Genomic DNA, 25260 nt, shown 5'->3' on the forward strand with positions numbered 1-25260 from the left:
GGCGGGGGTCCCCGGTCATGACCGGCGTTCCACGACTATCCGCCGCGGGCGGCGGGAGCGGGTCGCCGGGCGCGAACGGGCCGGCACAGCGGGTCGGGTTTCGCCGGGGCCAGGGCGGGCACTTCCGGGCTCATGCGCACCGACGACACGAGCGAGCCCGCCGCCGCGACGATCACGCCGTACCAGGACGGACCGCTGCTGATCCGCGGCGACTTCGCCCTGGTCACCCCGGAGGGCGAGCGGATCGACGCCCGCCGGGGCACTGTGGCGCTGTGTCGGTGCGGCAGGTCGGCGCTCAAGCCGTTCTGCGACGGCACGCACAAGATGGTGAACTTCCGCGCCGGCACCGTCCGGGAGGGGTGACGACCGCGGTCAGACGACGCCGGCGAGCGGTCCGGCGGCAGCGGTCGTGGTCGCCGGGAGCGAGACGGTCAGCGCGGTCGGCGCTCGCAGCGAGCTGCGTCCGGCGGCCCAGCTGTCCAGCAGGTGCGCGGCGAACAGCCGGTCCACCGCGAGGGCGGCCGCCGCGCCGAAGAGCACGTCACCGGCCAGTGCCGGCTCGGCGCGGACCAGACCGCCGCACAGGTCGTGCGCGGCGATCTGCTCGTGCACCGCGTCGGCCTCGACGTGCTCGTCGTAGAAGCGGGTGGCGACCTCGTCCAGGCCGAGCCGGCGCAACCCGTTGCCGTACCGGCGGTTCGGCACCGACGAGGTCATCTCAAAGGCGGCCAGGTGACCGAGCAGCGCGCCACGCAGGCGCCGGTGCAGCCCGAACAGCGACATCAGGTTGTTGGTCGCCAGCGTCACCGCGGGCGCCGCGTCGATGTGGGCGCCGTAGTTGGTGTCCAGGCCCAGCCGGTCGAGCGTGCGCCGGAACAGCTCGGCGTGCATCCGGTCCAGCCGGCCGTTGCCGTACTCGTCGGTCTGGATCTCCACCAGGGCGGCCTTCGCCGGGCCGCCGAGGCGGGGCAGCGCCCAGCTGTGCGGATCCGCCTCGCGCAGGTGGTAGACCGAGCGGTGGGCGACGAACTCGCGGAACTGGGCGAGGTCGGCACGTCGCTGGAGGGTGGCCGCCAGCGCAGGCCCGTCGTCGGCCGCGACCAGCTCGGCCAGGGCCGCCGCCACCCCGGTGGGCGGCAGCGGCGGCGGGGGGGCCAGCCGGCGCAACGCCGCCTCGAAGGGCCGCTCGGCACGGGCCCGCAGGGCCAGCAGCGTCGGCTGCCACTCCCAGTCCTCATCCACCCCGCGCCAGCCCCGGTAGTGCAGCTCGTAGCAGAGGAACAGGGTCAGCTGGAGATCCTCGTCGGCGAGCGGGTCCGCCGGGTCGAGGTCGGCACCGAGGCCCGCCGGCAGGTCGTGCGGCGGACGCCGCAGGGCAGCGGTCACCGCCGCGGAGAGCGGACCGCGCGGCTGCGGTAGGGGCGCGGGACCGTAACGACGGTCGGCGGGCTCCAGCATGTGACCTCCAGCGTCCTCGGGCCGCTACTGATGCCCAGGCGGGCTACCGCTAAACGAGGCCCTCCGCGTTCACGGTGAGCTCCACCTGCTCGCGAACCCGCCGGGCAGCCTCCCCGTCGGCGTACAGGCCTCGCAGGTCGGCGAAGGCCGGCTGCGGCGGCGCCAGTGGCACCGCGGCGTCGACCACCGCCTCCAGCACGCACGGCCGGTTCGCGGCGAGCGCCTCGTCCCAGCCCGCGCCGACCAGCTCCGGGCGGTCCACCCGGACGCCGTGCAGCCCGAGCAGCCGCGCCCAGCCGGCGTACGGCACGTCCGGGCGGCGCTGCGCCGGGTCGGACGACGTCTGCCGCCCGCCGCCCATGCCGGAGTGGTCGCGGTTGTTGAGCACCAGCACCACGAGCCGCGGATCGCGCCACTCCTGCCAGAGGTGCGCGACGGTGATCAGCTCGGCGAGACCGTTGAGTTGCATGGCGCCGTCGCCGACCAGCGCGAGCACCGGTTGGTCGGGGGCGGCGAGCTTGGCGGCCACCGCGTACGGCAGGGCGCAGCCCATCGAGCCGAGGGTGCCGCACAGCTGCGCGTTCACCCCGGGTGGCAGGACGAGATGCCGGGCGTACCAGTAGAGGACCGAGCCGACGTCCACCGCGACCGCGCCGACGGCCGGCAACCGGGTGGACAGCTCCTGGAGCACGAGCTGCGGGTTGACGGGTTCGGCCGGTGTGGCGGCCCGGTCGGCGGCGGCCGACCGCCACCGGTCCACCGAACTCTCCACAGTGGCGCGCCACTGCTGGTTGGGCCGGTGCGGCACCCGCGCCAGCAGCGCCCGAAGCGTCTCGGCGGCGTCACCCACGAGCGGCACGTCGGCCGGGTACCGGGTGCCGATCCGCCGCCCGTCGATGTCGATCTGGACGGTCCGCGCCTGACCGGGCATCGGGAAGTAGTCCGTCCACGGGTCGTTGGTGCCCACCATGAGCAGCGTGTCGCAGCCGCCCATCAGCTCCGCCGCGGACGAGGTGCCGACCTCGCCGAGCACCCCGGCGTGGTAGGGCAGCCGCTCGTCGAGCACCGGCTTGCCCAGCAGCGAGGTGGCCACCCCGGCGCCGAGCCGGTCGGCCAACTCGATGATCTCCCCGGCCGCGTCCCGGCCACCCTGACCCACCAGGATCGCCGTGCGCTGGCCGCTGCCGAGCAGCTGCGCGGCGGCGTCGAGGTCCATGTCGTGCGGCAGCACCCGGGCCAGCGGCACGCCCGGGGTCGCCGAGATCACGCCGACCGACTGCGGCTGCAGGTCGGGCACCACGGCCTCCTGCAACTGCCGGGGCAGCACCACGCAGGTCGGGTTGCGGGTCACCGCCGCCGTGCGGAACGCCTGGTCCAGCAGCGCGGGTATGTCCTCGGGCCGGCGGCCGTACTGCACGAACTGGTTGCACACGTCCCCGAAGAGCCGACTGAGCCCGATCTGCTGGTGCGCGCCGCCGAGCGGCCCGGAGATGTCCTCGCCGATGATCGCCACGACCGGCGTGCTGTCCAGCTTGGCGTCGTAGAGGCCGTTGAGCAGTTGGACCGCGCTGGGCCCCTGGGTCGCCAGGCAGACCCCGATGCCGCCGGTGAACTTGGCGTGCCCGGTGGCCATGAAGGAGGCCGTCTCCTCGTGCCGGGCCGGAACGAAGGCCGGGTCACCGCCCGTGCGGTCCAGCGCCTCGACCAGCGGGGCGATCGCCGCGCCCGGATACCCGAAGGCGCGCGGCACCCGCCAGGCCAGGAGCCGCTCCACCACCAGGTCGGCGACGCTGCGCTCAGCCATTGCCGCGCCCGGGCGTGCCGGCATCGACGTACCGCAGCACCGCGCCGACGCCGTCGGTGAGCTCGGGCGCCTCCTCCGGGCCCAGCACGGTCAGCGCCGCGTCGGTGCCGACAAGTGCCCGGACCAGCGCCGCGTCGGCGCGGACCCGTTGCGGGTCGGTCACCGACATCGCCGCCAGCTGTCCCGGGTCGACGGCGATCTCGGTCGGCTCGGGGCCGATCCACAGCTCGCCGTTGGCCGACGGATCGTCGACGAGCAGCATGGTGTCCACCTGGTTGCGTTGCAGGGCCGAGACGACCGCGTCGAGCCCGGCGCCGACGTCCTCCTGCACGCCGAACCGGTCCAGCGCGGCGGAGATCCGCTGATCGGCGACCTCCGCGATGGTCTGCACGGTGAGGTCGTCCAGCAGTGTCTGGTCGGCGCCGCCGGCCCGCGAGCCCGCGTCGGTACGCACCATCGCGTCCTGCCAACGCTCGGGCATCTGGGCGGCGATCATCCCGGTGGCGCGGACATCGCCGGCGATGACCACCACCTCCGCGCCGACCTTGTCGGCCAGCTGCACGGTCGCCGCGGTGACGTCACCGGCGTTGTGGTGCCAGGCCTCCATGGCGGCCTTCTGGTAGATGTCCTGGGACCAGCCGCCCGGCTGCGGCTTGCGCAGCGGGAAGGTCTCCCGGCCGACGACGTGTGCCCGCCGGGGTACGCCGCCCGCGCTTATCGCGATCGCGTCGGCGCCGGTCCGGTCGGCCAGCACCCGCACCCACGCCACCTGTTCGCCGCGCTGGGCCAGCAGCGGCATCACGTGCGGCAGTGGCGCGTAACTGGCCAGGTCGCGCAGTGGTGGCGCGGAGAGGTACTCGGAGAGCACCACCCGACCGCGGGTGGCGAAGACCGCGAGGCCGTAGTCCCCGACCATCGGGTCGTGGCCACGGATCACCCGGTCCAGCGCGGCGACGGTCGCCTCGTCCGCGCCCTGGTCGGTCAGTTGACGCGCCAGGGCACGCCAGCGTAGCGCCAGCGCCGGGTGGGCGTCCTCCGTGTCGGCGGAGGCGTCCAGGTACACCGAGCACCACGGCCCGGGTCGGTCGTAGAGCGGGCGCAGGAAGGACAGCTGCATGCTCGACCCCTTTCCAGCTCGGCCCCCCGCTTACCCGGGTCGCCCGGGATGTCACCTCGCGGCCGTGAGCCCGTGACCAGGTTTCATTCACGTCGTTCAACCGGGGACGTCGATACGATGCGTGAACGGAAGCGGACTCTCGGTGGTGGAGATGGACAGCGGACTCGATACCCGACGGATCGTGCACCCGACGGAGCGGATCGTCACCGGGCGGTTGGTACGCCTGCTCGACGGCTACACGCGCGAGGTGCGCATCGGCCAGCCGGTGCTGGTCGCGGTGCTCGCCGCGGCCGCGTTCGCCGCGCTCCCCGCCCTGCTGCTGCGCTCGCTCTTCTCCACCGGGGGTGGCGGCACCCGGCGGCGCTGGAAAGAGCTGAAGCAGGGGCCTGAGTACCTGGTCACCCCGGTGCGGCTGCGCAACACCGCCGGCCAGCTCTGCGAGGTGGAGCTGCACGGCCACCTGCCGCAGAGCGCCCTGCACCCCGCCGACCAGGTGCAGCTGACCCTGCGCCCGCAACGCGACCCGGAGCTGCCGCCCCGGATCGAGCGGATCGTCAACCTCACCACCGGGCAGCTGCTCACCCCGCGTACCGCGACGCTCTGGTCGCATCTCGGCCCGCCGCTGCTGTTGCAGGCGGTGCTGGGCGCGCTGCTGCTCGCCGGCGTCACGGCCTGCTCCGCGCTGACCTGACCGCCCGGGTCCGGGTTTCCGGGCCCGCCCGGGTGGGCACCGGCACCTGCATGTTTCCCGGATTCACCCTCGACGAGATCGACGTCGGCCCGGTACGCCTGCGGGTGCGCCACGGCGGGTCCGGCTCGCCGGTGGTGCTGCTGCACGGCCATCCGCGTACCCACGCGACCTGGCACCGGGTGGCGCCGCTGCTCGCCGAGCGGCACACGGTGATCTGCCCCGACCTGCGTGGGTACGGCGGGTCGACGAAGCCGGCGGAGACCGCCGACCACTCCGCGTACGCCAAGCGGGCGATGGCTCGTGACGTGGTCGCGCTGCTCGACGCGCTCGGCCACGAGCGGGCCGCGGTGGTCGGCCACGACCGCGGCGCCTACGCCGCGATGCGCACCGCGCTGGACCATCCGGACCGGGTCAGCCGGCTCGGTGTGCTCGACGGGGTGCCGATCGGTGCCGCACTCGCCGACTGTGACGCCCGTTTTGCCGCCCGCTGGTGGCACTGGTTCTTTCTCGCCCAGACCGACAAGCCGGCGGAACGGGTGATCAACGCGGATCCGGACGCCTGGTACGGCGGCTCGCCCGCCGAGATGGGCGAGGAGGCGTACGCGGACTACTCCCGGGCGATCCACGACCCGGCCACCGTCCACGCGATGTGCGAGGACTACCGGGCCGGCCTCGGCCCGGACCGGGCGGCCGACGACGCGGACCGCGCCGCCGGCCGGAGGATCGGCTGCCCGGTGCTGTTCGTCTGGGCCGAGCGCGACGACATGGTGGAGTTGCACGGCGACCCGGCGGCGATCTGGCGGGAGTGGGCCGACGACGTCCGGGCCATGTCGATCGACTCGGGCCACCACATGGCCGAGGAGGCGCCGGAGCCTCTCGCTGCCGTACTCGCCGACTTCCTGGCCGACTGACCGGTCAGCGCGGCCGGTGGCGGATCAGCGCGACGTGCCGCTCAGCCGACCGGGGCGGGCTCGCGGGCCGGTCGGCGGGCGGACCCGAGCATGCCCCGGCGGCGGGCCCAGCGCTCGAAGGCCAGTGTGGCGAACGGGGGCACCGCGCAGGCCAGCGCCGCGACCGTGACCAGCAGGCTCCACCTGTGCAACCGGGCCACCGCCAGCACCAGCAGGACGTACGCGACGAACAGGCCGCCGTGGATCGGGCCGAAGATCTTGACGCCCAGCTCGTTCTCCGGCGGACCGTACTTGACCACCATGCCGACCAGCAGGGCCAGCCAGGAGCACGCCTCGGCGATCGCCGCCGCGACGAAGAGCCGGGTCACCTTCTCACGCATTCCCACGCCACCACCTCTCGGGCGGCAATGCTATCGGTGCGCGCCGGCCGCACCGGAGTGGACCACGCGGGCGCGACAGGGATCACCGGGCGCACAGCTGGGTAGGAAGGGACCATCGGGTCTTCCCCGCCCGCCCGGCACGTGCGAGGTTAGGGGGACCAGCGGTGACAGGGTGGTGACCATGGGCGAGGATGTCGGCGTACGCACCTTCAGCCGGGAGGATCGGGCCCGCTACCGGGACAAGGTCCGCCGTTGCCTGGATGTCTTCGCCGAGATGCTGCGCGAGTCGCGGTTCGACATCGACCGGCCACTGACCGGGCTGGAGATCGAGCTGAACCTGGTCGACCAGGATTCGATGCCGGCGATGCGCAACGCCGACGTGCTGGCGGAGATCGCCGACCCGAGCTTCCAGACCGAGCTGGGCCAGTTCAACATCGAGATCAACGTGGCGCCCCGCCGGTTGACCGGCACCGGCACCGCCGAGTTCGAGGAGCACGTGCGGGCCAGCCTCAACGCCGCGGAGGAGAAGGCCCGCGCGATCGGCGCCCACATGGTCATGATCGGCATCCTGCCGACGTTGCGCCCCGAACACCTGACCGCCGAGACGCTCTCGCAGAACCCCCGGTACGCGCTGCTCAACGAGCAGATCTTCGCCGCCCGCGGCGAGGACCTGCCGATCGCCATCAGCGGTGTGGAACGGTTGGCGGTCACCGCCGACACGATCACCCCGGAGGCGGCCTGCACCAGCACGCAGTTCCACCTCCAGGTCAGCCCGGGCCAGTTCGCCGACTACTGGAACGCCGCCCAGGCGATCGCCGGAATCCAGGTCGCCCTCGGCGCGAACGCGCCGCTGTTCTTCGGGCGGGAGTTGTGGCGGGAGACCCGCATCCCGCTGTTCCAGCAGGCCACCGACACCCGGTCGGAGGAGATCAAGGCGCAGGGCGTACGACCCCGGGTCTGGTTCGGCGAGCGCTGGATCACCAACGTGTTCGACCTGTTCGAGGAGAACGTCCGCTACTTCCCGGCGCTGCTGCCGGTCTGCGACCCGGAGGACCCGGCGCAGGCGCTGGCCGCCGGTGAGGTGCCCCGGCTCGCCGAGTTGCGGCTGCACAACGGCACGGTCTACCGGTGGAACCGGCCCGTGTACGACGTGTCTCGTGGGCGGCCGCACCTGCGGGTGGAGAACCGGGTGCTGCCCGCCGGGCCGACCGTGCTGGACACCATCGCCAACGGCGCCTTCTACTTCGGGCTGGTGCGGGCCCTGGCCGAGTCGGACCGGCCGCTGTGGTCGCAGATGTCGTTCAGCGCCGCCGAGGAAAACTTCACCAGCTGCGCCCGGTACGGCATCGACGCGCAGGTCTTCTGGCCCGGTTTGGGCTACCTGCCGGTCACCGAGCTGGTGCTGCGCCGGCTGCTGCCGTTGGCGCACCACGGCCTGGACCGCTGGGGGTTGGACCCGGGCGAGCGTGACCGGCTGCTGGGCATCATCGAGCAGCGCTGCCTGACCGGGCGCAACGGCGCGACGTGGCAGGTGGAGACGCTGCACCGGCTGGAGTCCGCGGACCACCTGGACCGGCCGGCGGCGCTGCGCGAGGTGGTCCGGCACTACGTGACGCTGATGCACAGCAACCGGCCGGTGCACGACTGGCCCATCCCCTGAACCGGCCCGACCCCTGAGCGGACGTCACTCCCCCGAACGGTCCCAGGGTGACGGGTCGTCGCGAAGCCTGCTGTAGAGGTACCCGTCACGCCACTGGCCAGCTCGAAACTCGCTGGCCCGCACGACGCCTTCGAGCTGGAAGCCGGCCTTCTCCAGCGACCGCTGCTCGGCGACGTTCTCTGGATGGGTGCCGGCCTGGATGCGCTGCGCCGGGGTGTGCTCGAACAGGTAGTCGCAGAGCAGCGCCTGGGCCCGCCAGCCGATGCCGCGCCCACGCCACGCCGGCAGCAGCGCGATCCCGATCTCCCAGTACGACGCCATGCCGCTGTAGCGCCCCGAGAGGTAGCTGACGAAACCGGCGGCGGCCTGGTCCGGCTCGACCTGGACGATGAGCCGCCCGTCGTCGGCGCCCAGCCAGCCGTCGGCGGCGAACCGCCGCGCGGGTGAACCCGGGTCACGGAAGCCGGACCAGTCCAACCCGATCAGCCCCGGCTCGGTGCAGAACCGCCGGAACATCTCCAGGTCGGCCTCGCCGACCGGCCGCAGCCGGACTGCGAGATCGTCCTTCGCGGGCACCGCTGTGACATCACTCCCCATTGCCGACACGCTAGTGGCCCCGCATCCGCCCCGCGCGATCGCCTCGCGCGCCGACCCCAGGCCATCGATCGACGCCGTGGCGGGGACACTCGCGGTTCACGCCGGAGCCCCGTGCGCGCCAGCTGCCTGGTCCCGGCCCGATGGTCATCGTTTGACTAAGGTAGGCGGCGGTGCCGGGAAGACTGGTCTGCAGTTCCATTACCGACCCCACCGGAGGATCCCGATGGCCCCGCCGCCCACGAACCACAGGCCGCAGCTGCTCAGCCGCGGCAGCTGGCCCGAGGTGCGCCGGATCGGTGACATCCTCCGGACCGAGACGGTCGGTGGTGTGCTGCTGCTGTCTGCCGCCGTGCTCGCCCTCGTATGGGCCAACTCTCCCTGGTCCGGCGCGTACCGGTCGCTCTCCGAGCTGACGATCGGTCCGGCCACGCTGCATCTGGACCTCTCCTTGGCGCAGTGGGCCGGTGACGGCCTGCTGGCGATCTTCTTCTTCGTCGCCGGCCTGGAGCTCAAGCGCGAGTTCGTCGCCGGTGATCTGCGCGAGCCCCGGCGGGCGATACTGCCCGTCGCCGCCGCGCTCGGTGGCATGGCGCTGCCGGCGCTGATCTTCGTGGCGTTCAACCTGCGGACAGGCGACGGGGCCCTGACCGGCTGGGCCATCCCGATCGCCACAGACATCGCGTTCGCCCTCGCCGTGCTCGGAGTGATCAACACAAATCTGCCCGCGGCGATGCGGACCTTCCTGTTGACCCTCGCGGTCGTCGACGACCTGCTCGCGATCATGATCATCGCCGTCTTCTACACCGGCTCGCTGCACTTCGGGCCGCTGTTGCTCGCGTTGGTCCCACTGGCGTTGTTCGGCCTGCTGGTGCAGCGTCGGGTGCGGTCCTGGTGGCTGCTGTTGCCACTGGCCGTCACGACGTGGGCGCTCGTGCACGCCTCCGGGGTACACGCCACGGTCGCCGGGGTCGCGCTGGCCTTCAGCGTGCCGGTGCTGCGCCGCAAGGCGGGTCCGGGCCCGGGGATGGCGGAGCACCTGGAGCACCGTGTCCGGCCGGTGTCCGCCGGGGTGGCGGTGCCGGTGTTCGCGTTCTTCGCCGCCGGGGTGTCGGTCGCCGGTGCGGGCGGCCTCGGTGCGACCCTGACCGACTCGGTCGCCCTGGGCGTGGTCGTCGGGCTGGTGGCGGGTAAGGCCGCTGGCGTTCTCGGTGCGACCTGGCTCGTGCAGCGGTTCACCCGGGCTCGGCTGGCTGAAGGGCTGGCCTGGTGGGACATGGTCGGGTTGTCGCTGCTGGCCGGGATCGGGTTCACCGTGTCGCTACTGATCGGCGAGCTGGCGTTCGGAGCCGGCAGCGAACGCGACGACCACTCCAAGATTGGCGTCCTGCTCGGGTCGTTGCTGTCGGCCCTGCTGGCCACCGTCGTCCTACGCGCCCGCAACCGCCACTACCAGGGCGTCTGCGCGCTGGAGGAGCGCGACAGCGACGCCGACGGGGTGCCGGACGTCTACGAGGGACAGACGAGCCGAGCAATCTGCGACTGATCCGACGACGCCAGGACCCTGGTCGGACCTTACGCCGGGGCATCGACGGCGAGTACGCTTCGCCCAGGTGTGCCGGGAAGCCTGGTCGGCGTGATGTTCGTTGCCGACCAGGGAGTACCAGATGACTGTTCCTGCAATCCGCACCGTCGGTCTGACCAAACGCTACGGCCCCGTGTGTGCGCTGGACGCACTCGACCTGACAGTGCCGGCCGGCGAGGTGTTCGGGTTTCTCGGGCCGAACGGCGCCGGTAAGTCCACCACTGTCCGGTTGCTGCTCGGGTTGGCCCGACCCACCACCGGTCGAGCGTTGATCTTCGGCACCGACGCGGCTGACGTCGCTGTGGCGCACCGATCGGTGGCGTACGTTCCCGCCGACGTGGCGCTCTGGCCTGGCCTGACGGGGGCCGAGGCGTTGGAGTTGCTGGGTCGGATCGGTCCGGGAGTGGACCGTGCCTACCGGGACGAGTTGGTGGAACGGTTCGCGGTGGACCTGTCCAAGCCGGGGCGGGCGTACTCGACCGGAAACCGACAGAAGGTGGCGTTGGTGGCCGCGTTCGCCACCCGGGCGCCGTTGCTCGTCCTCGACGAGCCGAGCAGCGGGCTGGACCCGTTGATGGAGCGGGAGTTCCAGACGGCGGTTGAGCAGGCCCGCGAGCGGGGCCAGACGGTGTTTCTCAGCTCCCATCAGCTGGCCGAGGTCGAGGCGGTGTGCGACCAGGTGGCGATCCTGCGCGCGGGCCGCCTGGTCGAGGTTGCCGGGGTGGCGGAGCTACGCCGGCTGCACCGCAGCCAGGTCGAGGTGAGCTTCACCGGGCCCGCACCCGACCTGACCGGGGTGATTGGCGTCGAGACTGTGCAGCAGATCAGCCCCACCCGGCTCCGGTTCACGCTCACCGGACCGCCTGCGCAGGCGCTGCGCACCCTGTCCCGAGCAGAGGTGACGGCCGTGCGGATCCACGAGCCGACCCTGGAGGAGATCTTCCTCGACTACTACGCACAGCAGTCGCGGTGACGGCCGTCGATGCCAGCCCGGGGTGGGCTCGGACGGGCCGGTCCGTGCGTGCCGCCGGCGGGGCGGTCACCCGGCTGGCCCTACGGCAGGTCCGTCGTGGTGCGCTGATCACCATCGCCCTGCTCGCCGGGATGTCCGCGATGGTCGCTACCACCTATGCCAGCACCGTCGGCGACGCACTCGATGCCGCGGCACTGGCCGCGCTGGCCGAGAACCCGGCAATCCGCACCCTGTTCGGTGAACCGGTCGCCCTGGACGATGCGGGCGGATTCACGGTGTGGCGCACCGGCACCGTCCTGTCCGTGCTCGCCGGTTCGTGGGGATTGCTCGCAGCGACCCGGGTCACCCGGGGCGAAGAGGACGCGCGGCGGTGGGACCTGCTGGCCGCAGGTCGGATCCCGCTCACCTCGATCGTGGCCCGGTACGCCGCCGTCCTGATCGGCGCGGTGGTCGTCGCGGGCCTCGCGGCGGGCGGCGCCCTGGCCGCCGTCGGCACGTCCCCCGAAGGTGCCCTTCTGCACGGCGTCGGCCTCGCCCTGACCGGGGCGTACTTCGTGGCCGCCGGCACGTTGGCCGCGCAGATCTTCCCCACCCGCGCCGGGGCGAGCGGCGCGGCGATGGCGCTGCTCGGTGGTGCCCTGCTGGTCCGGATGATCGGCGACGGCGTCGACGCACTCGGGTGGCTGCGCTGGCTGTCACCCTTCGGGCTGCTCGCGCTGGTCCAGCCGTACGCGGCGAACCGGATCCTGCCGATCGTGGTGTTGGCGGTCACGGCCGCCGGCCTGCTCGCGGCAGCCGTCCTGGCAGCCCGCCGCCGCGACGTGGCCGGTGGTTGGCTGGCCACCTCGGCGGGCCGTCCCCCCCGGCTGCGGCTGCTCGGCTCAGTGGCCGGGTTCGCCGCCCGCCGGGCGCTGCGTCCGCTCCTAGGGTGGGCGATCGGGTTGGCTGCCTACTATCTGCTCATCGGCTTGCTCGCGCTGTCCATGACCGAGTTCCTGGCCGACAACCGCCGCTTCGGCGACCTTGCCGCCCAGGCCGGGTTCGGCGGGCTCGGATCGGTCGACGGGTACGCGGCCGCGCTGTTTGCCCTGCTCGCCATCCCGGCGGGGGTGTTCACCGCAGTCCGGTTGGCCGCCGTCGCCGCCGACGAGGCCGACGGTCGTCTCACGCTGCTCTTCGCGCAGCCGGTCACCCGCCTTCGGCTTCTCCTCGCCGAGCTGGCCGTCACCGCCAGCGGCGCCGCGGCGCTCGTTGCCGTCGCCGGGCTGGCCACGTGGGCGGGCGCCGCCGCCGTCGGTGCGCCACTGGGGTTGGGCGGTTCCCTTGCCGGTGCGATGAACGTGCTGCCGGTGGCGCTGCTGTGCCTGGGAGCGGCAGTGCTCGCGCTGGGCTGGCTACCCCGCGCGGTCGCCCTCGTCGGGGCTCTGCCGGCGACGGGCGGGTTCCTCCTGCGGGTCATCGCCGACAGCACCGGCGCGCCGGACTGGGTGGGTCGACTGTCTCCGTTCGCGCACCTCGCACCGGTCCCCGACCTGTCGCCGAACTGGCCCGCGGCCACCTTCATGGTGGCCGCGGCCGTCGCGCTCACCGCCCTGGGAGCGGTCGGCTATCAGCGACGCGACCTGCGGGGATGAGCGGACAGCCCGCTCGCCTGGAGCTTCGTCATCCTCTTCATCGCCGACTTCGCCAGCACGGTCCGCAAGACCTGACCCACGCGCCGACCTTGGCGCGCGCGGGTCGCGGTGTTCAGCCGCGCGGGGTGGGAACACCGAAGAGATCGGTAATACCGCCGGGGAGCTGGGCGAACAGGTCGTGACGCTGGTCGTCGTCGAGCGCTTCGGCGACGGTACGCAACACCGCCTGGGCATGCTGACGCACCTGGTCCGCGTCCGCGACCTGCTCCCGGTCGCCGACGTGCTTCAGGAACTCACCGATGTCCCACCGGCGGCCCTGTGGGTTACGGGTGACGGACGCGTCCAGCCGATCCGGTAGCTGTGCCGCCAGGTGGTCAGCCTCCTGTCCGGCGAGCCGTTCGCCGAGCACCGACAGGACGGCCTGTACGGACCGTACGGCCTCGTTCTCGCCGAGGCCCGCGCGCTTCCGTACCGTGGCGATCATCTGCTCGTACTCCATGACCCGCTCCTTCCGTCTTCTCGACCGGCCGTCAGGCCTGCCGGCGGACGAATGCGGCGAGTTCCCGGGCTCCCTGGGCGCAAACGAGGTCAGTCGTCGACCCGGACTTCGAGCCCGTCGGCGAGCGGGACCTCACATCTCGCCGCGAACCAGGCGGATCAGCCGGTCGGGGACGCGGCGCTGCGGAAGGTGCGCCGGTAGGCGTCCGGCGGTACGCCGACGGTGCGGTGGAAGTGTCGGCGCAGCGTCGTGGCGGTGCCCATACCCGCCGCCTCGGCGATGGCCTCGATGCTGTCGTCGGTGTTCTCCAGCAGCTCCTGGGCACGGCGGATCCGCTGCGTCGACAGCCAGTGCAGCGGGGTGGTGCCGGTCGCGGACCTGAAGTGGCGGGCCAGGTTGCGCGAGCTCATGTTGGCCTGGCGAGCCAGGTCCTCGACGGTCAGCGCTCGGTTCAGCCGTTCCATCGCCCAGGGGAACAGGTTGGCGAGGGGATGGTCGTCGCGAGCGGGCACCGGGGTGGTGACGTACTGGGCCTGGCCGCCGGCGCGGTGCGGCGGCACGACCAGGCGGCGGGCGACGGCGTTGGCGACCGTCGAGCCGTGGTCGCGGCGGATCAGGTGCAGGCACAGGTCGATCGCGGCGGCCTTGCCGGCGGAGGCGAGCACTGTGCCGTTGTCGACGTAGAGCACGTCCGGGTCGACCGTCACCCGGGGATAGCGGGCGGCAAGCGCCTCGGTGTGGGCCCAGTGCGTGGTCGCGCGTAGCCCGTCGAGCACCCCGGCGGCGGCCAGCACGAACGCACCGGTGCACAGCGAGACCATGCGGGCGCCCGCCTCGTGGGCCGCGCGGACCGCGTCGAGCAGGTCGGGTGGCACGTCGGCGTCGGTGTCCTCCACGGCCGGGATGATCACGGTGTCGGCGTGGGCGAGCCGGTCCAACCCGCCGTCCGGCTCCATCCGGAACCTGCCGATCCGGACCGGACCCGGGCCGCAGACCGCGACGTCGTACCACGGGTCCGCCAGCCCGGAGGGGTCGCGGACGAAGATCTCGCAGGCCATGGCGAGCTCGAAGTGCAGCATCCCGTCGGTGGCGGCGATCGCGATGGTGGCCATGTCCGAAAGTGTACGGGGGATGTCGTTCCCGACACTGGTCAGTGACCGGCCGCCGCGGGAGGCTCTTCTCAGTCGATCTTTGAGAGGACTGGAGAGATGAGTCAGAACGTGGCGGTGTTCGGTGCGTACGGGCACACCGGGCGGTTCGTGGTGGCGGAGTTGCGCGATCGCGGGTTCGTCCCGCTTCTCCTCGGTCGCGACGAGGGCAAGCTCCGGGCACTGGCGGCGTCGGGGCTCGAATACCGGGTGACGTCGGTCGACGACCCGGCCTCGCTCGACCAGGCGTTGAAGGGCTCGGTCGCGGTCGTCAACTGCGCCGGCCCGTTCGCCTCGACGGCCGCCCCGGTGGTCGAGGCCGCCCTGCGCGCCGGGATCCCGTACGTGGACGTGGCAGCCGAGATCGAGGCCAACGTCGACACGTTCACGCACTTCACCGAGCGTGCCCGGGCCGCGGGGGTCGCAGTGGTCCCGGCGATGGCCTTCTTCGGCGGACTCGGCGATCTGCTGGTGACCACGGCGATGGGCGACTGGGCGTCGGCCGACGAGGCGCACGTCGCGTACGGACTGAGCAGCTGGCACCCCACGGCCGGGACCCTCGCCGCCGGCGCCGTCTCCCGGGAGCGGCGCGAGGGCCAGCGTGTCCGCTACACCGGTGGCCGGCTGGACTACTACACCGACGCGTGCGACCTGCCGAAGGTGGAGTGGGACTTCCCCGCCCCGGTGGGCCGCCAGACCGTCCTCGGGGATTTCACGATGGCCGACGTCGTCACCGTCCCCAGCCACCTGTCCATTCCCGAGGTACGCACGTACATGACCACCGACGCGGCCAGGGATCTGACGGCTCCGGGCACACCCGCACCGGCGGCGGTCGACGAGCTCGGCAGGTCCGTGCAGACGTTCGCCGTCGACGTCGTCGTGCGCTCCGGTGACACGCGACGACGCGTCGTCGCCAGCGGCCAGGACATCTACGCCATCAGCGCACCCCTCGCCGTCGAGGCGGTCCACCGCATCCTCGACGGTCGGACCAGGACGGGGGGCGTCGCCTCCGCCGGCGCGATCTTCGACGCGCCCGGCTTCCTGCGCGCGCTGTCCGCGCACATCTCGCTCGACATATTCTGACCGGCCGCCGGAACCTTCTCCCTCGCCCGTTTGTGGAACTGGTGGAAGAAGGGGGGTGGCGGTGTCCGACGGTGATCTGATCTCCGAGCTCTACGCCAGCTGTTTCCGGCGCCTGGTGGTCCAGTTGTACGCGGTGACGGGCGACCTGAACGAGGCACAGGAGGCGGTCCAGGAGGCGTTCACCAAGGCGCTGGCCGCGCCCCGACGTTTCGCCGAGTTGGACAACCCGGAGGCGTGGCTGCGCCGCGTCGCGGTGAACGTGGCCCGCAGCCGATACCGGCGTCGGCGCGTACTCGATGGGCTGCTGCGTCGGATCGGCCCGCCGCCGGCGGTCGCCGACCACTCGCCGGAGCACCTCGCCCTGCTCGCGGCGCTGCGCGGGCTGCCCGAGGGGCAGCGGCAGGCGCTGGCCCTGCACTACCTCGTCGACCTGCCGGTGGACGAGGTCGCCGCGACGCTGGGCGTCTCGGCCGGGACTGTGAAGTCCCGGCTGTCCCGGGGCAGGAACGCCCTGGCGGCACTGCTCACCGACTCCGACGCCACCGACACCACGCAAACCGGGAGGATCGATGCCCGATCGTGAGTTCTCCGGGTTCGACGTGGAGACCATCGCCGAGGCCGTCCGGCAGCCGCCCCTGGACGGGCTGCGCTCCACCGCCCGTTTCCGCCGGCAGCGGTCGGTGGCGCTGGTGGCGACCGCGCTGGTCGCCCTGGCCGGCGTGAGCGTCGTGCCGTTGGTGACAGGGCCGGACCGGGTCGACCCGGTGGGGCCGCAGGAGCCGTCACCCCGCCCGGAGGAGTCCCGCGACTTCACGCTGACCGGTCCGGACTCGGGCGTCGACGTGCGACGGGACGGCTGCGTCCTGCGGTTCGCGCTCACCGACGACCGGGGCCGGAGCTGGTCGGACTGGGACGCGGCCCGGTTCCAGAGCACGAGATGCGCGGCCAGTCCCACGCCGACGACGTGGAACCTCGAGACCTCTGTGCTCAGCGAGCGGTCCTACCTGGTCAATGACGCGGGACTGCTCCGCCTCTCCACCGACTACGGCCGGACGTGGCGGGACGGGAACGAGGCAATCGTGGCCGTTCCCACGTTCCCGTCGACCGCCCGACCGGTCTTCTGCGGGTTCGGCTGTGGAGCCCAGCGGGAGCCGCTGGCCGTGGATCCGTCGAGCGGGACCGTGTACCGGCTGAGAGGCAAGGCGCCGTCATGGCGTCCGCTCCACAGCCTCTACCCCAGCCCCGACGGGACGATCTGGGCGACGTACCAGATGCCGAGCCCCTCGGGAGCGACAGTCGCCCGCAGCTCCGACCGGGGCGCGACCTGGACCACCTGGGAGGTGGGTGAGGACAGCAACGTGATGGCGATCGTGGGGGTCGACGACCGGGAGGGATACGTGCTGACCTCGCCGTCGACGGTGGGCGGCGCGCGGCGGCTGTGGAAGACCACGGACGGTGGGAAGACCTGGACCGACACCGGCACGGACCTGCCGGAGCGGACGCACTGGGACCTCACGGTCGGGTCCGACGGGTCCCTGCTGGTGATCGCGCCGAGCGGTGGCACCGGGGCCGAACGCCGCGCGACGCTGCTGGTCAGCAGGGACGACGGGCGGCACTTCACAGTCGCCCGGGAGTACGGGACGGCCGTCGGATCGCTCAGCGTCGCCCCCGGGTACGCGTGGCTCTTCGGCCGGGACGACGGGTCGACGGGCGAGCCGGACCACCTCCTGCTCACCACGGACGCGACCACCTGGACCCGTTTCCCGCTCGCCTGAGCAGATGTGGACGTGTGGCGGCAAGCGCCGCCACACGTCCGACCCATTGACAGTCTTCTCCCAGAGGCCTACACAGGAGTTCGACGCCCATCGATGACAACGATGTCATACCGGGTGTCGCCACCTCGAAGGAGGGTCCGCCTCATGCCCCGATCAGGCCCGTCCCGTCTGCTCAGCCTGCTGGCGACTGCCATCACCGGCACGTCCGTCCTCGCCGCCGTCGCCGCGCCCGCCGCCGCGGCACCGCTCAACCTCACCTCGTACGTCAACCCGTTCATCGGCACCGACGACAGCAACGCACCGAACCCGGTCGGCGGAGGCGCGGGCGGCAGCACAGTCCCCGGCCCGATCCAGCCGTTCGGGATGGTGCAGCTCAGCCCGGACACCCCGACCGCCTCACCGTCGGGGTACCGGTTCAGTGACACCCAGATCGAGGAGTTCAGCCTCACCCACTTCAACGGGGCCGGCTGCGCCAACAACGAGGACCTCGGCATCCTCCCGATCACCGGCGCCCTCGGCTCCTCGCCGGGCACCGCCTGGACGTCCTACCGCGCCACCCAGAACAAGAGCCAGGAGCAGGCCCGACCCGGCTTCTACCAGGCGGTGCTCAGCAACTACGGCAACACGAAGGTGGAGGCCTCGGCCACCGCCCGCACGGCCGCCCTGCGACTGACCTACCCGTCCACCACCAGCGCCCGAGTGCTGATCAACCCCAGTCGCAGCGCCACCGGCAACCGCGCCGGCGCGCTGACGATCAACGGCTCGACCGTGACCGGCAGCGTCACCGGCGGTGGCTTCTGCGGCAGCTCGAAGACGTACCAGATCTTCTACCGGATGGAGTTCGACCGCGCCCCGAGCGGCACCGGCACCTGGCTCGGTGGCACCGTCACCGCCGGCGGCACAAGCGTCAGCGGCACGAACTCGGGCGGCTATCTCACCTTCGACACGTCCGGCAACGCCGTCGTGCAGGCCAGGATCGGGATCTCCTTCGTCAGCCAGGCGGGTGCCGCCGCCAACCTGGCCGCCGAGCAGGCGGGCTTCGCCTTCGACACCGTCCGCACCAACGCGGACGCCCAGTGGAACACCGTCCTGAACCGGATCCAGGCGACCGGCGGCACACCCGCCGACCTGCAGAAGTTCTACACCGCGCTCTACCGCGTCTTCATCAACCCCAACGTCTCCAACGACGTCAACGGGCAGTACCGCGGGTTCGACAACGCCATCCACAGCGCGAGCCACCCGGTGTACCAGAACTACTCCGGATGGGACATCTACCGCTCGTGGGCGTCGCTGATCGCCTACCTCGCGCCCCAGGAGGCCGCCGACATCGCCAAGTCGATGGTGCTCGACGGCCAGCAGGGCGGCCTGCTGCCGAAGTGGTCGCACAACCACAACGAGGCGTTCGTGATGACCGGGGATCCCGGGCCGATCATCGTGGACAGCCTCTACCAGTTCGGTGCCCGTGACTTCGACACCGCCGCGGCCCTGTCGCTGATGAAGAAGAGCTCGGCCGGCGGCACCACCCAGGGCAGCCCGATCCGGGGCCGGCAGAGCGGCTACGTGCAACGCCAGTACATCGACGGCGACCCGTCAGACTCGTTGGAGTACTCGGCCAGCGACTTCGCGGTCGCCCAGTTCGCCCGCGCGCTGGGCGACACCGCCACCTACAACACGCACATGACGCGCGCCCAGTGGTGGCGCAACACCTTCAACACCGAGTCGAGCTACGTGCACCCGCGCAACGCCGACGGCACCTGGCCCTGGCCGCTCGACCCGGCCAGCCAGTCGAACTTCGTCGAGGGCAACGCGTCGCAGTACACCTGGATGGTCCCGTACAACTTCGCCGGCCTGATCAACCTGATGGGTGGACAGCAGACCGCTATCCAGCGGCTCGACCACCACTTCACCCAGACCAACGGCGGGCAGTCACAGCCGTACTTCTACATCGGCAACGAGCCGGAGCACGGCGTGCCGTGGGCGTACCACTTCGCGGCGGCGCCGGCCGGCACGAGCGCCGCCGTACGCCGGATCATGAACGAGTCGTTCACCACCGGCGCCGGCGGCCTGCCCGGCAACGACGACCTCGGCGCCACCTCGGCGTGGTTCGTCTGGTCGGCGCTCGGCATGTACCCGCCGACCCCGGGTGCGGACACCCTCGCCCTGCACGGCCCGCTCTTCTCCTCGATGCTGGTCGACCGGCCCACCGGTGATCTCCAGATCACCGCGCCCGCCGCCGGCCAGGGCAACCAGTACGTCCAGGGCCTCTCGGTGAACGGCACGTCGACGCAGCGGCCCTGGCTGCGGTACGCGGACATCGCCGGTGGCGGCACCCTCTCGTACGCGATGGGCGGCACGCCGTCGGCCTGGGGCACCAACCCGGCCGACGTTCCGCCGTCGTTCAACGACGGGTTCACCCCGCCGCCGGCCGCTCCGGACCTCGGCACCAACCTGGCCGCCGGCAAGCCCGCCACCGGCTCCGCCGCGTGCAACAGCGCGGAGGGTCCGGAGAAGGCGTTCGACGGGCGGCTCGGCAGCACCAGCAAGTGGTGCTCCCTCGCCGCCGGCACGAAGACCCTCCAGGTCGACCTCGGCGCCAACCAGACGGTGCGTTCCTTCGTCGTCAAGCACGTCGGGCTCGGCGGCGAGACCACCGGCTGGAACACCGGCGCCTTCACCATCCAGACCAGCTCCGACGGCACCACCTGGACGACCCGCGCGACGGTGACCGGCAACCGGTCCAGCCGCACCTACCACCCGATCGGGGCGGTGACCGCCCGCCACGTCCGGCTCGCCATCACCACCCCCACCAACAACGGCAACGGCGCCGCCCGCATCGCCGAGTTCGAGGTGTACGGCGGCGCGGCGGCGACCAACCTCGCGCTGAACCGGCCGGCCGTCGCCGACTCCCAGTGCGCCAGCACCGAGGGGCCGGAGAAGGCCGTCAACGGCAGCACCTCGGGCGGCAACGCCGACAAGTGGTGCTCGACCGGCGCCGGCAAGTTCCTGCGGATCGACCTGGGCGCGACCCGCGCGATCACCTCCATCCGCGTCCTGCACGCCGGGGCGGGAGGCGAGAACCCGGCCTGGAACACCCGGGACTTCGACCTCCAGGTGTCCCCCGACGCCGGCACCTGGACGACGGTGGCGCAGGTTCGGGGCAACACCGCCGACGCCAGCGAGCATCCGCTCTCGGCCAGTGGCCGGTACGTACGGGTGAACGTGCTCACCCCGACCCAGACCACCGACCAGGCGGCACGTCTCTATGAGGTGGAGGTGTACGGGTCCTGATCACCCTGGGGGTGGCCGTCTGATCCGCACGCTTCAACGGCCGACGCCGGCCAGCGTGGCACTTCGCCACGCTGGCCGGCGTCGGGTGAGCGGCGACGGTCAGAAGATCACGCTGACGCCGGCCGCCTTGCACGCGGCGGTGATGTCCGCGCCGGCCTTCAGGAAGGCCGGGTTGTCGGCGGCGGCCGCCGGGTCCGACGCCGCCGCTGCCTTGGTCGCCTCGGCGCCGAACTCCCGCAGGGCGGCGGAGACCTTGCTGTCGCCACCGGTCGCGGCCACGTCGACGACCTTCTGGTTGAGCTCGGTCAGGATCTTCTTGTAGTCCGCGGCCGACGGCTCACCGGCCTTCGCGACGGCGATCAAGACCGCCTTCATGTCGTCCCCGGCCTTCTTCGCCGACTCGCACAGCTTCTTGTCGCTCACGCCGCCGGCGGCGGGCGCGGTCGGCGTGGCGGCGACAGAGGAGGCGGCCGAGGTCGGGGCGGCGGACGTGGGAGCGGGCGACGGGGACCCTGCCGCCGTCGTCGTCTTGTCTGCCTCACCGCAGGCGGCGAGAGCCGTCGTGGCGGCAAGGATCAACAGGGCAGAGGCAACACGAGAACGCTTCACGGACGGGTACGCTAGCCGATGCCCGGACCGTGATCAACTCATTGACGACGCCCGTGTTAACCTTCCGGCGCGCCCCAGATGGGCCTACCCCCCGGAGGTTGTGGCTACTTCAGCCGCCACGCCGAGATCAACACGACGGACGTGTGTCTCGCGCGGAGTCCGGGGCGTCGGCGCCTCCGGGGCTTTGTCATCGGTGCGGTTGGTGGACGCCACGGGCTTCCGGTCGGGTCGTCGGATCGACCGGGAAGACGGTACGCATGGCAGTCACGTTCAACCACACCATCATCGCCACGAAGGACAGGAACGCGTCGGCCGCGTTCTACCGGGAGCTGTTCGAGCTGCCGGAGGCGCCCTCGTGGGGGCCGTTCGCCAACGTCCTGCTCGACGAAGGTGTGCTGCTCCAGTTCGCCGAGCCGCCGGTGGACATCCAGATGCAGCACTACGCGTTCCTCGTCGATGACGAGCTGTTCGCGCGGTGCCTGGCGCGCATCCAGGAGCGCGGCATCACCTACTGGGCCGACCCGCAGATGAAGCGGGAGGGCGAGACCAACACCGAGCACGGCGGGCGCGGGTTCTACTTCTTCGACCCGGCCGGGCACGCCATCGAGATCATCACGCGGCCGTACCTGTAGCCGGTCCGCGAACGGGTCGGGGCCGGCCTCGGTGGGAACGCCTCGCCGGGACCGGCCCTGACGAACCGATTTTCACGATCCGGACGAGTACGCCATGAAACACTCCGAGGTGCCCTCGGTCGTTTCACACCGGCCAGCGGTCCCCCACGTCCGGCTTCGGGCGGCGCATCGGCGCCCAGCGTGCGGAAGGGGCGATGTATGCAGCCAACCTGGCTCCTGGCGCTGTCGTGGACGTCGCTGGCCGTTGGCGTCGTCAGCGTCGCGATCGTCGTTGCCGACACCTATCTTCGCGGGCATCGTCAGCCCGTCAAGATCATGGAGATCGTCTGGCTGGTGACCGTCCTCTACATCGGCCCGGCGGCAGTCCGGCTCTACTGGAACTGGGGTAGGCCTGAGGCATTTTCGCGACCGCGGCACGGGGAGATGCTCCGACGGCCCCGGCGGGGCGTTGTCGCCACCAACGTGTCTCGCTGCGGCGCCCACTGCGCTCTCGGCTTCATCGTTGCCGAGGTTGTCCTGTACGTCATCGGGTCCGACGTGGGTCAGGAGACGCTGTGGGTCAGTTACGCCGGCGACTATGTGGCGGCGGTGGCGATAGCTGTTCTCTTCCGATACTTCGGCGCGGAGGGTCGCACCGTCACGAGGATCTGGCCGGCACTGTCGACCGTCGTCAAGGCCGAACTGTTGACCATCACCGCCTTCGAGCTCGCGCTGTTCGCCTGGCTGGCGCTTGCGCATCACATCGTCTTTCCAGAGCCGACCATGCGGCCCGACAACCCGACATTCTGGTTCGCGGGCCAGATAGGACTGATAGCCGGCTTCGTCGCGGCGTGGCCGATCGCCTCCTGGCAGCTTCGCCGAGGGGTCAGGATCGAACCGCACCGGCTTCCCTACAAATAGGTGAGGCGGTGTTCGGGCTCTCGGGCTCGGTTCAGCCGCGCCGGTCGGTGGCCCTGTCGTCCTCGCCGTACTCGCCCCGGATGGGCGGGCGATGAGCGCTGCCGGTCGGAAAGAGCGGACCCCCGGCGCGAATCATCGAGGCGAAGCAGTATGCGAAGCGCAGCTCGCTACCATAACAACGCGACATAGACAAGTTGACATCAACTGATAGGCTGCTCTCTCCTTACCCCTGGAGGAGAGACAGCGAAGTGAAGAAACTATCAAGCGTCGCGTCCGTGCTCGCACTCTCAATTGGAATCGCTGTTGCCCCGGCAGCGTCCGCCTCCGCTGCCACGAACAGGAGCGGGGCGGAACGGCTGAACATCCCGAACAGCAGTGCGTGCAAGGCGGGTCGCACTGTCATGCAGGGCATGGTGGCAGGGCCAGGCGGCCAGCTCTACATCGTTTTCACAAAGGCAGCCGGCGCGGAGCCCGTCCTGTCCAGGTGGTTGCGCGACGGCTCAACCTGGGACGGCACCAGCTGGGTCTGCGCCGGGACGCCAACCTCCATTCCCACACTCGGCCACGGTAACGACCTCGCCTACAATGCGAACTATCTGGGCCAGGGCCCGGCCTTGATTGCGACCCAAGGGAGCCAATCCGCGTTTCTGAGCGACAAGGTGACAGTCGTGCGCCTGAACGCCGACGGATCTTTTGGCGCACGCGGGGAAGTGCGTCTACCGATAGGCAACATCAGCGGCCTCTGCTACAGCGCGACGGCTGCCGGCGGAGCCGGCAAATATGCTGCCCGACGGTTGGGAAGCCTGTGGACCCATCCTGGCGCCGGTGCGCTTACTAGTGGCTGGACGCAGGTGAAGAGCAACCTGACGAGTCACGATAATCGTTCCGACCAAGGTATTGACTGCTCTGAGAACTATGTTTGGAACACCAAGTCAATCAACACCTCAACGCCCGCTACCGGGTGGAACTGGGTATACCAGTACAACTGGTCGGGAGGCGATGTGGAGAGCGACATCGGAGTTCCGGGGAACAACTTGACCGACGAGATCGAAGACGTTACCCATGTGGGGAGCGAATTCTTCGTCGGCATCAATCGAAACGACGGGCTTGCCGACTCCGTGAAGGTGTTCATCGAATAGGTCAGCCTTGTCGGTTCAACCTGTCTCGCAGACTGATAACGATGGCCTCCTGGCTCGTCCGCGACGGTGCATCGCGTGAGCGCTCGCATTGTCTTTGACGGGGAGGCCATCGTCCTGCTCGGGGCCTTGACGATCACCCCAGCCCATCAGCACAGCCGACGGACCGTCACTGGATCAGGACCGACCCCGGTGATGAGTTGTCGCGGCCGCACCCGTCACACCTACGGAGGGACACGACGAGGCGGAAGGATGACGTGATGAGTGCGGACATGCGGCTGGAGGAGCTGGGCGTGAGCGGCCTGGGCGAGGTCGACGAGCCGGCGTTCTCGGGGCTGGCGCAGCGGCACCGGCGGGAGCTGCACGTGCACTGCTACCGGATGCTCGGGTCGTTCGAGGATGCCGAGGACACAGTGCAGGAGACGTTCCTTCGTGCCTGGCGGCGGCGGGAGACCTTCGAGGGGCGGTCGACGTTCCGCGCCTGGCTGTACCGGATCGCCACCAACGCCTGCCTGGACCTGCTCGCCAAGCGCCGCCCGGCGCCCGCGACCGGCGGCGAGGTGCTGTGGCTGCAGCCCTACCCGGATCGGCTGCTCGACGAGCTGCCCGCGGGCGACGCGGACGAGCCGGAGACGGTAGCCGTCGCGCGGGAGACGATCGAGCTGGCGTACCTGGTCGCGGTCCAGCACCTCGCGCCGCGCCCGCGGGCCGTGCTGATCCTGCGGGACCTGCTCGGCTGGCCGGCGAAGGACGTCGCGGAGCTCCTCGGGGACTCCGTCAACTCGGTGAACAGCGCGCTGCAGCGGGCCCGCGCCGGCATGCGGGAGCACCTGCCCGCCGAGCGGCAGGACTGGACCGGCGGCGAGGAGGACGCCGCGACGCGCGAGCTGGTACGCCGCTTCACCGAGGCCAGCGTGGCCAAGGACATCGACGGCATCGCCGCACTGCTGCGGGACGACGTCCGGTGCTCGATGCCGCCCACGCCGGGCCTGTACGTCGGTCGCGACGCCGTGGTGAACGACTGGATCAAGGACGGCTTCGAGAGCCTGGGGGCCCTGCGCACCGTCGCCACCTCAGTGAACCGGCAGCCCGCCGTCGCCTTCTACCTCTGGCGGGAGCAGGAGCACGCGTACCTCCCGCTGACGATCGACGTTCTGCGCATCACCGGCGGAGCCATCACCGAGATCGTCACCTTCCACGACGACCAGTTCCCGCGGCTCGGGCTGCCGGAGCGCCTGCCGGCGGACGGCACGCGGTAGTGCCGGTGTGGACGCTGACCAGGTCGACATGAACAGCATGAAGGACACCGGGGCCGTCGCACACCGCACCCGAACCGATTGACGATCCCGCAATGGGTACTGGTCGGCGAGTCTGATGATCGAG

General features: G+C 71.4%; 23 protein-coding genes. 15 read left to right on the forward strand and 8 right to left on the reverse strand.

Annotated features, from left to right (window positions below; genetic code table 11):
- Positions 1-132 precede the first annotated feature (132 nt).
- Positions 133-363, forward strand: coding sequence for a CDGSH iron-sulfur domain-containing protein (locus tag GA0070607_RS29830; RefSeq protein ID WP_089021180.1), 231 nt, complete (start codon positions 133-135; stop codon positions 361-363).
- A 9-nt stretch (positions 364-372) separates the two neighbouring features.
- Here the strand turns inward: GA0070607_RS29830 and GA0070607_RS29835 are convergent, their stop codons facing one another.
- Genes GA0070607_RS29835 through GA0070607_RS29845 form a run of 3 tightly spaced genes read right to left on the reverse strand, consistent with a single transcriptional unit; the run spans position 373 to position 4379 of the window.
- Positions 373-1458, reverse strand: coding sequence for an iron-containing redox enzyme family protein (locus GA0070607_RS29835; RefSeq protein ID WP_231930509.1), 1086 nt, complete (start codon positions 1456-1458; stop codon positions 373-375).
- A 49-nt stretch (positions 1459-1507) separates the two neighbouring features.
- On the reverse strand, positions 1508-3262 hold the full coding sequence (locus tag GA0070607_RS29840) for a thiamine pyrophosphate-binding protein (RefSeq protein ID WP_089021181.1): 1755 nt from the start codon (positions 3260-3262) through the stop codon (positions 1508-1510).
- Entirely contained in the window at positions 3255-4379 is a 1125-nt protein-coding gene (locus GA0070607_RS29845) for a baeRF2 domain-containing protein (protein ID WP_089021182.1), read from the reverse strand. The genes GA0070607_RS29840 and GA0070607_RS29845 overlap by 8 nt, the downstream gene beginning before the upstream one ends.
- A 142-nt stretch (positions 4380-4521) precedes the next feature.
- On the opposite strand from GA0070607_RS29845, the gene GA0070607_RS29850 reads away from it, so the two are divergent.
- Positions 4522-5070 (forward strand): hypothetical protein, encoded by a 549-nt coding sequence (locus GA0070607_RS29850; RefSeq protein WP_172899241.1) that lies wholly within the window; start codon positions 4522-4524, stop codon positions 5068-5070.
- Positions 5071-5120: 50 nt separating this feature from the next.
- A complete protein-coding gene (locus GA0070607_RS29855; protein WP_089022186.1) occupies positions 5121-5981 on the forward strand; it encodes an alpha/beta fold hydrolase in 861 nt (286 codons plus the stop codon).
- 41 nt (positions 5982-6022) lie between these two features.
- Here GA0070607_RS29855 and GA0070607_RS29860 read toward each other — a convergent pair whose 3' ends face one another.
- Positions 6023-6361: a DUF3817 domain-containing protein gene (locus tag GA0070607_RS29860; RefSeq protein ID WP_089021183.1), complete on the reverse strand. Its 339-nt coding sequence runs from the start codon at positions 6359-6361 to the stop codon at positions 6023-6025.
- Positions 6362-6542: 181 nt separating this feature from the next.
- Here GA0070607_RS29860 and GA0070607_RS29865 point away from each other — a divergent pair, with 181 nt between their 5' ends.
- Positions 6543-8021, forward strand: coding sequence for a glutamate--cysteine ligase family protein (locus GA0070607_RS29865; protein WP_089022187.1), 1479 nt, complete (start codon positions 6543-6545; stop codon positions 8019-8021).
- A gap of 24 nt (positions 8022-8045) precedes the next feature.
- Here GA0070607_RS29865 and GA0070607_RS29870 read toward each other — a convergent pair whose 3' ends face one another.
- Positions 8046-8618 carry a GNAT family N-acetyltransferase gene (locus tag GA0070607_RS29870; RefSeq protein WP_089021184.1) on the reverse strand — a complete coding sequence of 191 codons (573 nt, stop codon included), beginning with the start codon at positions 8616-8618 and terminating at the stop codon, positions 8046-8048.
- Positions 8619-8841: 223 nt separating this feature from the next.
- On the opposite strand from GA0070607_RS29870, the gene nhaA reads away from it, so the two are divergent.
- The 3 genes from nhaA to GA0070607_RS29885 all read left to right on the forward strand — a co-directional run bounded on the left by nhaA (position 8842) and on the right by GA0070607_RS29885 (position 12807).
- The gene (nhaA, locus tag GA0070607_RS29875) at positions 8842-10161 is read left to right on the forward strand and encodes a Na+/H+ antiporter NhaA (protein ID WP_089021185.1); all 1320 of its coding nucleotides are present in this window, start codon (positions 8842-8844) and stop codon (positions 10159-10161) included.
- A 121-nt stretch (positions 10162-10282) separates the two neighbouring features.
- Positions 10283-11173: an ABC transporter ATP-binding protein gene (locus tag GA0070607_RS29880; RefSeq protein ID WP_089021186.1), complete on the forward strand. Its 891-nt coding sequence runs from the start codon at positions 10283-10285 to the stop codon at positions 11171-11173.
- Positions 11170-12807, forward strand: a complete 1638-nt coding sequence (locus GA0070607_RS29885; protein WP_172899129.1) for an ABC transporter permease — start codon at positions 11170-11172, stop codon at positions 12805-12807. Before GA0070607_RS29880 ends, GA0070607_RS29885 begins: the two co-directional genes overlap by 4 nt.
- A gap of 112 nt (positions 12808-12919) precedes the next feature.
- Here GA0070607_RS29885 and GA0070607_RS29890 read toward each other — a convergent pair whose 3' ends face one another.
- Both GA0070607_RS29890 and GA0070607_RS29895 read right to left on the reverse strand, forming a co-directional pair.
- The gene (locus tag GA0070607_RS29890; RefSeq protein WP_089021188.1) at positions 12920-13306 is read right to left on the reverse strand and encodes a DUF2267 domain-containing protein; all 387 of its coding nucleotides are present in this window, start codon (positions 13304-13306) and stop codon (positions 12920-12922) included.
- Positions 13307-13464: 158 nt separating this feature from the next.
- On the reverse strand, positions 13465-14418 hold the full coding sequence (locus GA0070607_RS29895) for a helix-turn-helix domain-containing protein (protein WP_089021189.1): 954 nt from the start codon (positions 14416-14418) through the stop codon (positions 13465-13467).
- 96 nt (positions 14419-14514) lie between these two features.
- Between GA0070607_RS29895 and GA0070607_RS29900 the strand changes: the two genes are divergently transcribed.
- From GA0070607_RS29900 to GA0070607_RS29915, 4 genes are all read left to right on the forward strand, one after another.
- Positions 14515-15537: a saccharopine dehydrogenase family protein gene (locus tag GA0070607_RS29900; protein ID WP_089021190.1), complete on the forward strand. Its 1023-nt coding sequence runs from the start codon at positions 14515-14517 to the stop codon at positions 15535-15537.
- A gap of 61 nt (positions 15538-15598) precedes the next feature.
- On the forward strand, positions 15599-16120 hold the full coding sequence (locus tag GA0070607_RS29905) for an RNA polymerase sigma factor (protein ID WP_231930512.1): 522 nt from the start codon (positions 15599-15601) through the stop codon (positions 16118-16120).
- Positions 16107-17312, forward strand: a complete 1206-nt coding sequence (locus GA0070607_RS29910; protein WP_089021191.1) for a WD40/YVTN/BNR-like repeat-containing protein — start codon at positions 16107-16109, stop codon at positions 17310-17312. The genes GA0070607_RS29905 and GA0070607_RS29910 overlap by 14 nt, the downstream gene beginning before the upstream one ends.
- 144 nt (positions 17313-17456) lie before the next feature.
- Positions 17457-20600: a GH92 family glycosyl hydrolase gene (locus tag GA0070607_RS29915; protein ID WP_089021192.1), complete on the forward strand. Its 3144-nt coding sequence runs from the start codon at positions 17457-17459 to the stop codon at positions 20598-20600.
- A gap of 99 nt (positions 20601-20699) precedes the next feature.
- Here the strand turns inward: GA0070607_RS29915 and GA0070607_RS29920 are convergent, their stop codons facing one another.
- A complete protein-coding gene (locus GA0070607_RS29920) occupies positions 20700-21209 on the reverse strand; it encodes a hypothetical protein (RefSeq protein ID WP_089021193.1) in 510 nt (169 codons plus the stop codon).
- 257 nt (positions 21210-21466) lie between these two features.
- Between GA0070607_RS29920 and GA0070607_RS29925 the strand changes: the two genes are divergently transcribed.
- From GA0070607_RS29925 to GA0070607_RS29940, 4 genes are all read left to right on the forward strand, one after another.
- Complete coding sequence (locus GA0070607_RS29925; protein ID WP_089021194.1) at positions 21467-21841, forward strand: VOC family protein; 375 nt, start codon at positions 21467-21469, stop codon at positions 21839-21841.
- A gap of 198 nt (positions 21842-22039) precedes the next feature.
- Complete coding sequence (locus tag GA0070607_RS29930; protein ID WP_089021195.1) at positions 22040-22741, forward strand: DUF4396 domain-containing protein; 702 nt, start codon at positions 22040-22042, stop codon at positions 22739-22741.
- A 401-nt stretch (positions 22742-23142) separates the two neighbouring features.
- On the forward strand, positions 23143-23880 hold the full coding sequence (locus GA0070607_RS32625; RefSeq protein WP_157743311.1) for a hypothetical protein: 738 nt from the start codon (positions 23143-23145) through the stop codon (positions 23878-23880).
- Between the two features lie 254 nt (positions 23881-24134).
- Positions 24135-25136, forward strand: coding sequence for an RNA polymerase subunit sigma-70 (locus tag GA0070607_RS29940; protein WP_408630856.1), 1002 nt, complete (start codon positions 24135-24137; stop codon positions 25134-25136).
- Positions 25137-25260 lie beyond the last annotated feature (124 nt).

It is taken from the genome of Micromonospora coriariae (assembly GCF_900091455.1).
Classification (GTDB): domain Bacteria; phylum Actinomycetota; class Actinomycetes; order Mycobacteriales; family Micromonosporaceae; genus Micromonospora; species Micromonospora coriariae.

What these genes read in the sequence shown, in the direction of transcription:
- GA0070607_RS29835 (WP_231930509.1), bottom strand. Translation starts at nt 1,458, where the DNA reads ATGCTGGAGCCCGCCGACCGTCGTTACGGTCCCGCGCCCCTACCGCAG.
- GA0070607_RS29900 (WP_089021190.1), top strand. Translation starts at nt 14,515, where the DNA reads ATGAGTCAGAACGTGGCGGTGTTCGGTGCGTACGGGCACACCGGGCGG.
- GA0070607_RS29930 (WP_089021195.1), top strand. Translation starts at nt 22,040, where the DNA reads ATGCAGCCAACCTGGCTCCTGGCGCTGTCGTGGACGTCGCTGGCCGTT.
- GA0070607_RS29880 (WP_089021186.1), top strand. Translation starts at nt 10,283, where the DNA reads ATGACTGTTCCTGCAATCCGCACCGTCGGTCTGACCAAACGCTACGGC.
- nhaA (WP_089021185.1), top strand. Translation starts at nt 8,842, where the DNA reads ATGGCCCCGCCGCCCACGAACCACAGGCCGCAGCTGCTCAGCCGCGGC.
- GA0070607_RS29925 (WP_089021194.1), top strand. Translation starts at nt 21,467, where the DNA reads ATGGCAGTCACGTTCAACCACACCATCATCGCCACGAAGGACAGGAAC.
- GA0070607_RS29910 (WP_089021191.1), top strand. Translation starts at nt 16,107, where the DNA reads ATGCCCGATCGTGAGTTCTCCGGGTTCGACGTGGAGACCATCGCCGAG.
- GA0070607_RS29915 (WP_089021192.1), top strand. Translation starts at nt 17,457, where the DNA reads ATGCCCCGATCAGGCCCGTCCCGTCTGCTCAGCCTGCTGGCGACTGCC.
- GA0070607_RS29870 (WP_089021184.1), bottom strand. Translation starts at nt 8,618, where the DNA reads ATGGGGAGTGATGTCACAGCGGTGCCCGCGAAGGACGATCTCGCAGTC.
- GA0070607_RS29865 (WP_089022187.1), top strand. Translation starts at nt 6,543, where the DNA reads ATGGGCGAGGATGTCGGCGTACGCACCTTCAGCCGGGAGGATCGGGCC.
- GA0070607_RS32625 (WP_157743311.1), top strand. Translation starts at nt 23,143, where the DNA reads ATGCAGGGCATGGTGGCAGGGCCAGGCGGCCAGCTCTACATCGTTTTC.
- GA0070607_RS29845 (WP_089021182.1), bottom strand. Translation starts at nt 4,379, where the DNA reads ATGCAGCTGTCCTTCCTGCGCCCGCTCTACGACCGACCCGGGCCGTGG.
- GA0070607_RS29860 (WP_089021183.1), bottom strand. Translation starts at nt 6,361, where the DNA reads ATGCGTGAGAAGGTGACCCGGCTCTTCGTCGCGGCGGCGATCGCCGAG.
- GA0070607_RS29890 (WP_089021188.1), bottom strand. Translation starts at nt 13,306, where the DNA reads ATGGAGTACGAGCAGATGATCGCCACGGTACGGAAGCGCGCGGGCCTC.
- GA0070607_RS29895 (WP_089021189.1), bottom strand. Translation starts at nt 14,418, where the DNA reads ATGGCCACCATCGCGATCGCCGCCACCGACGGGATGCTGCACTTCGAG.
- GA0070607_RS29855 (WP_089022186.1), top strand. Translation starts at nt 5,121, where the DNA reads ATGTTTCCCGGATTCACCCTCGACGAGATCGACGTCGGCCCGGTACGC.
- GA0070607_RS29830 (WP_089021180.1), top strand. Translation starts at nt 133, where the DNA reads ATGCGCACCGACGACACGAGCGAGCCCGCCGCCGCGACGATCACGCCG.
- GA0070607_RS29840 (WP_089021181.1), bottom strand. Translation starts at nt 3,262, where the DNA reads ATGGCTGAGCGCAGCGTCGCCGACCTGGTGGTGGAGCGGCTCCTGGCC.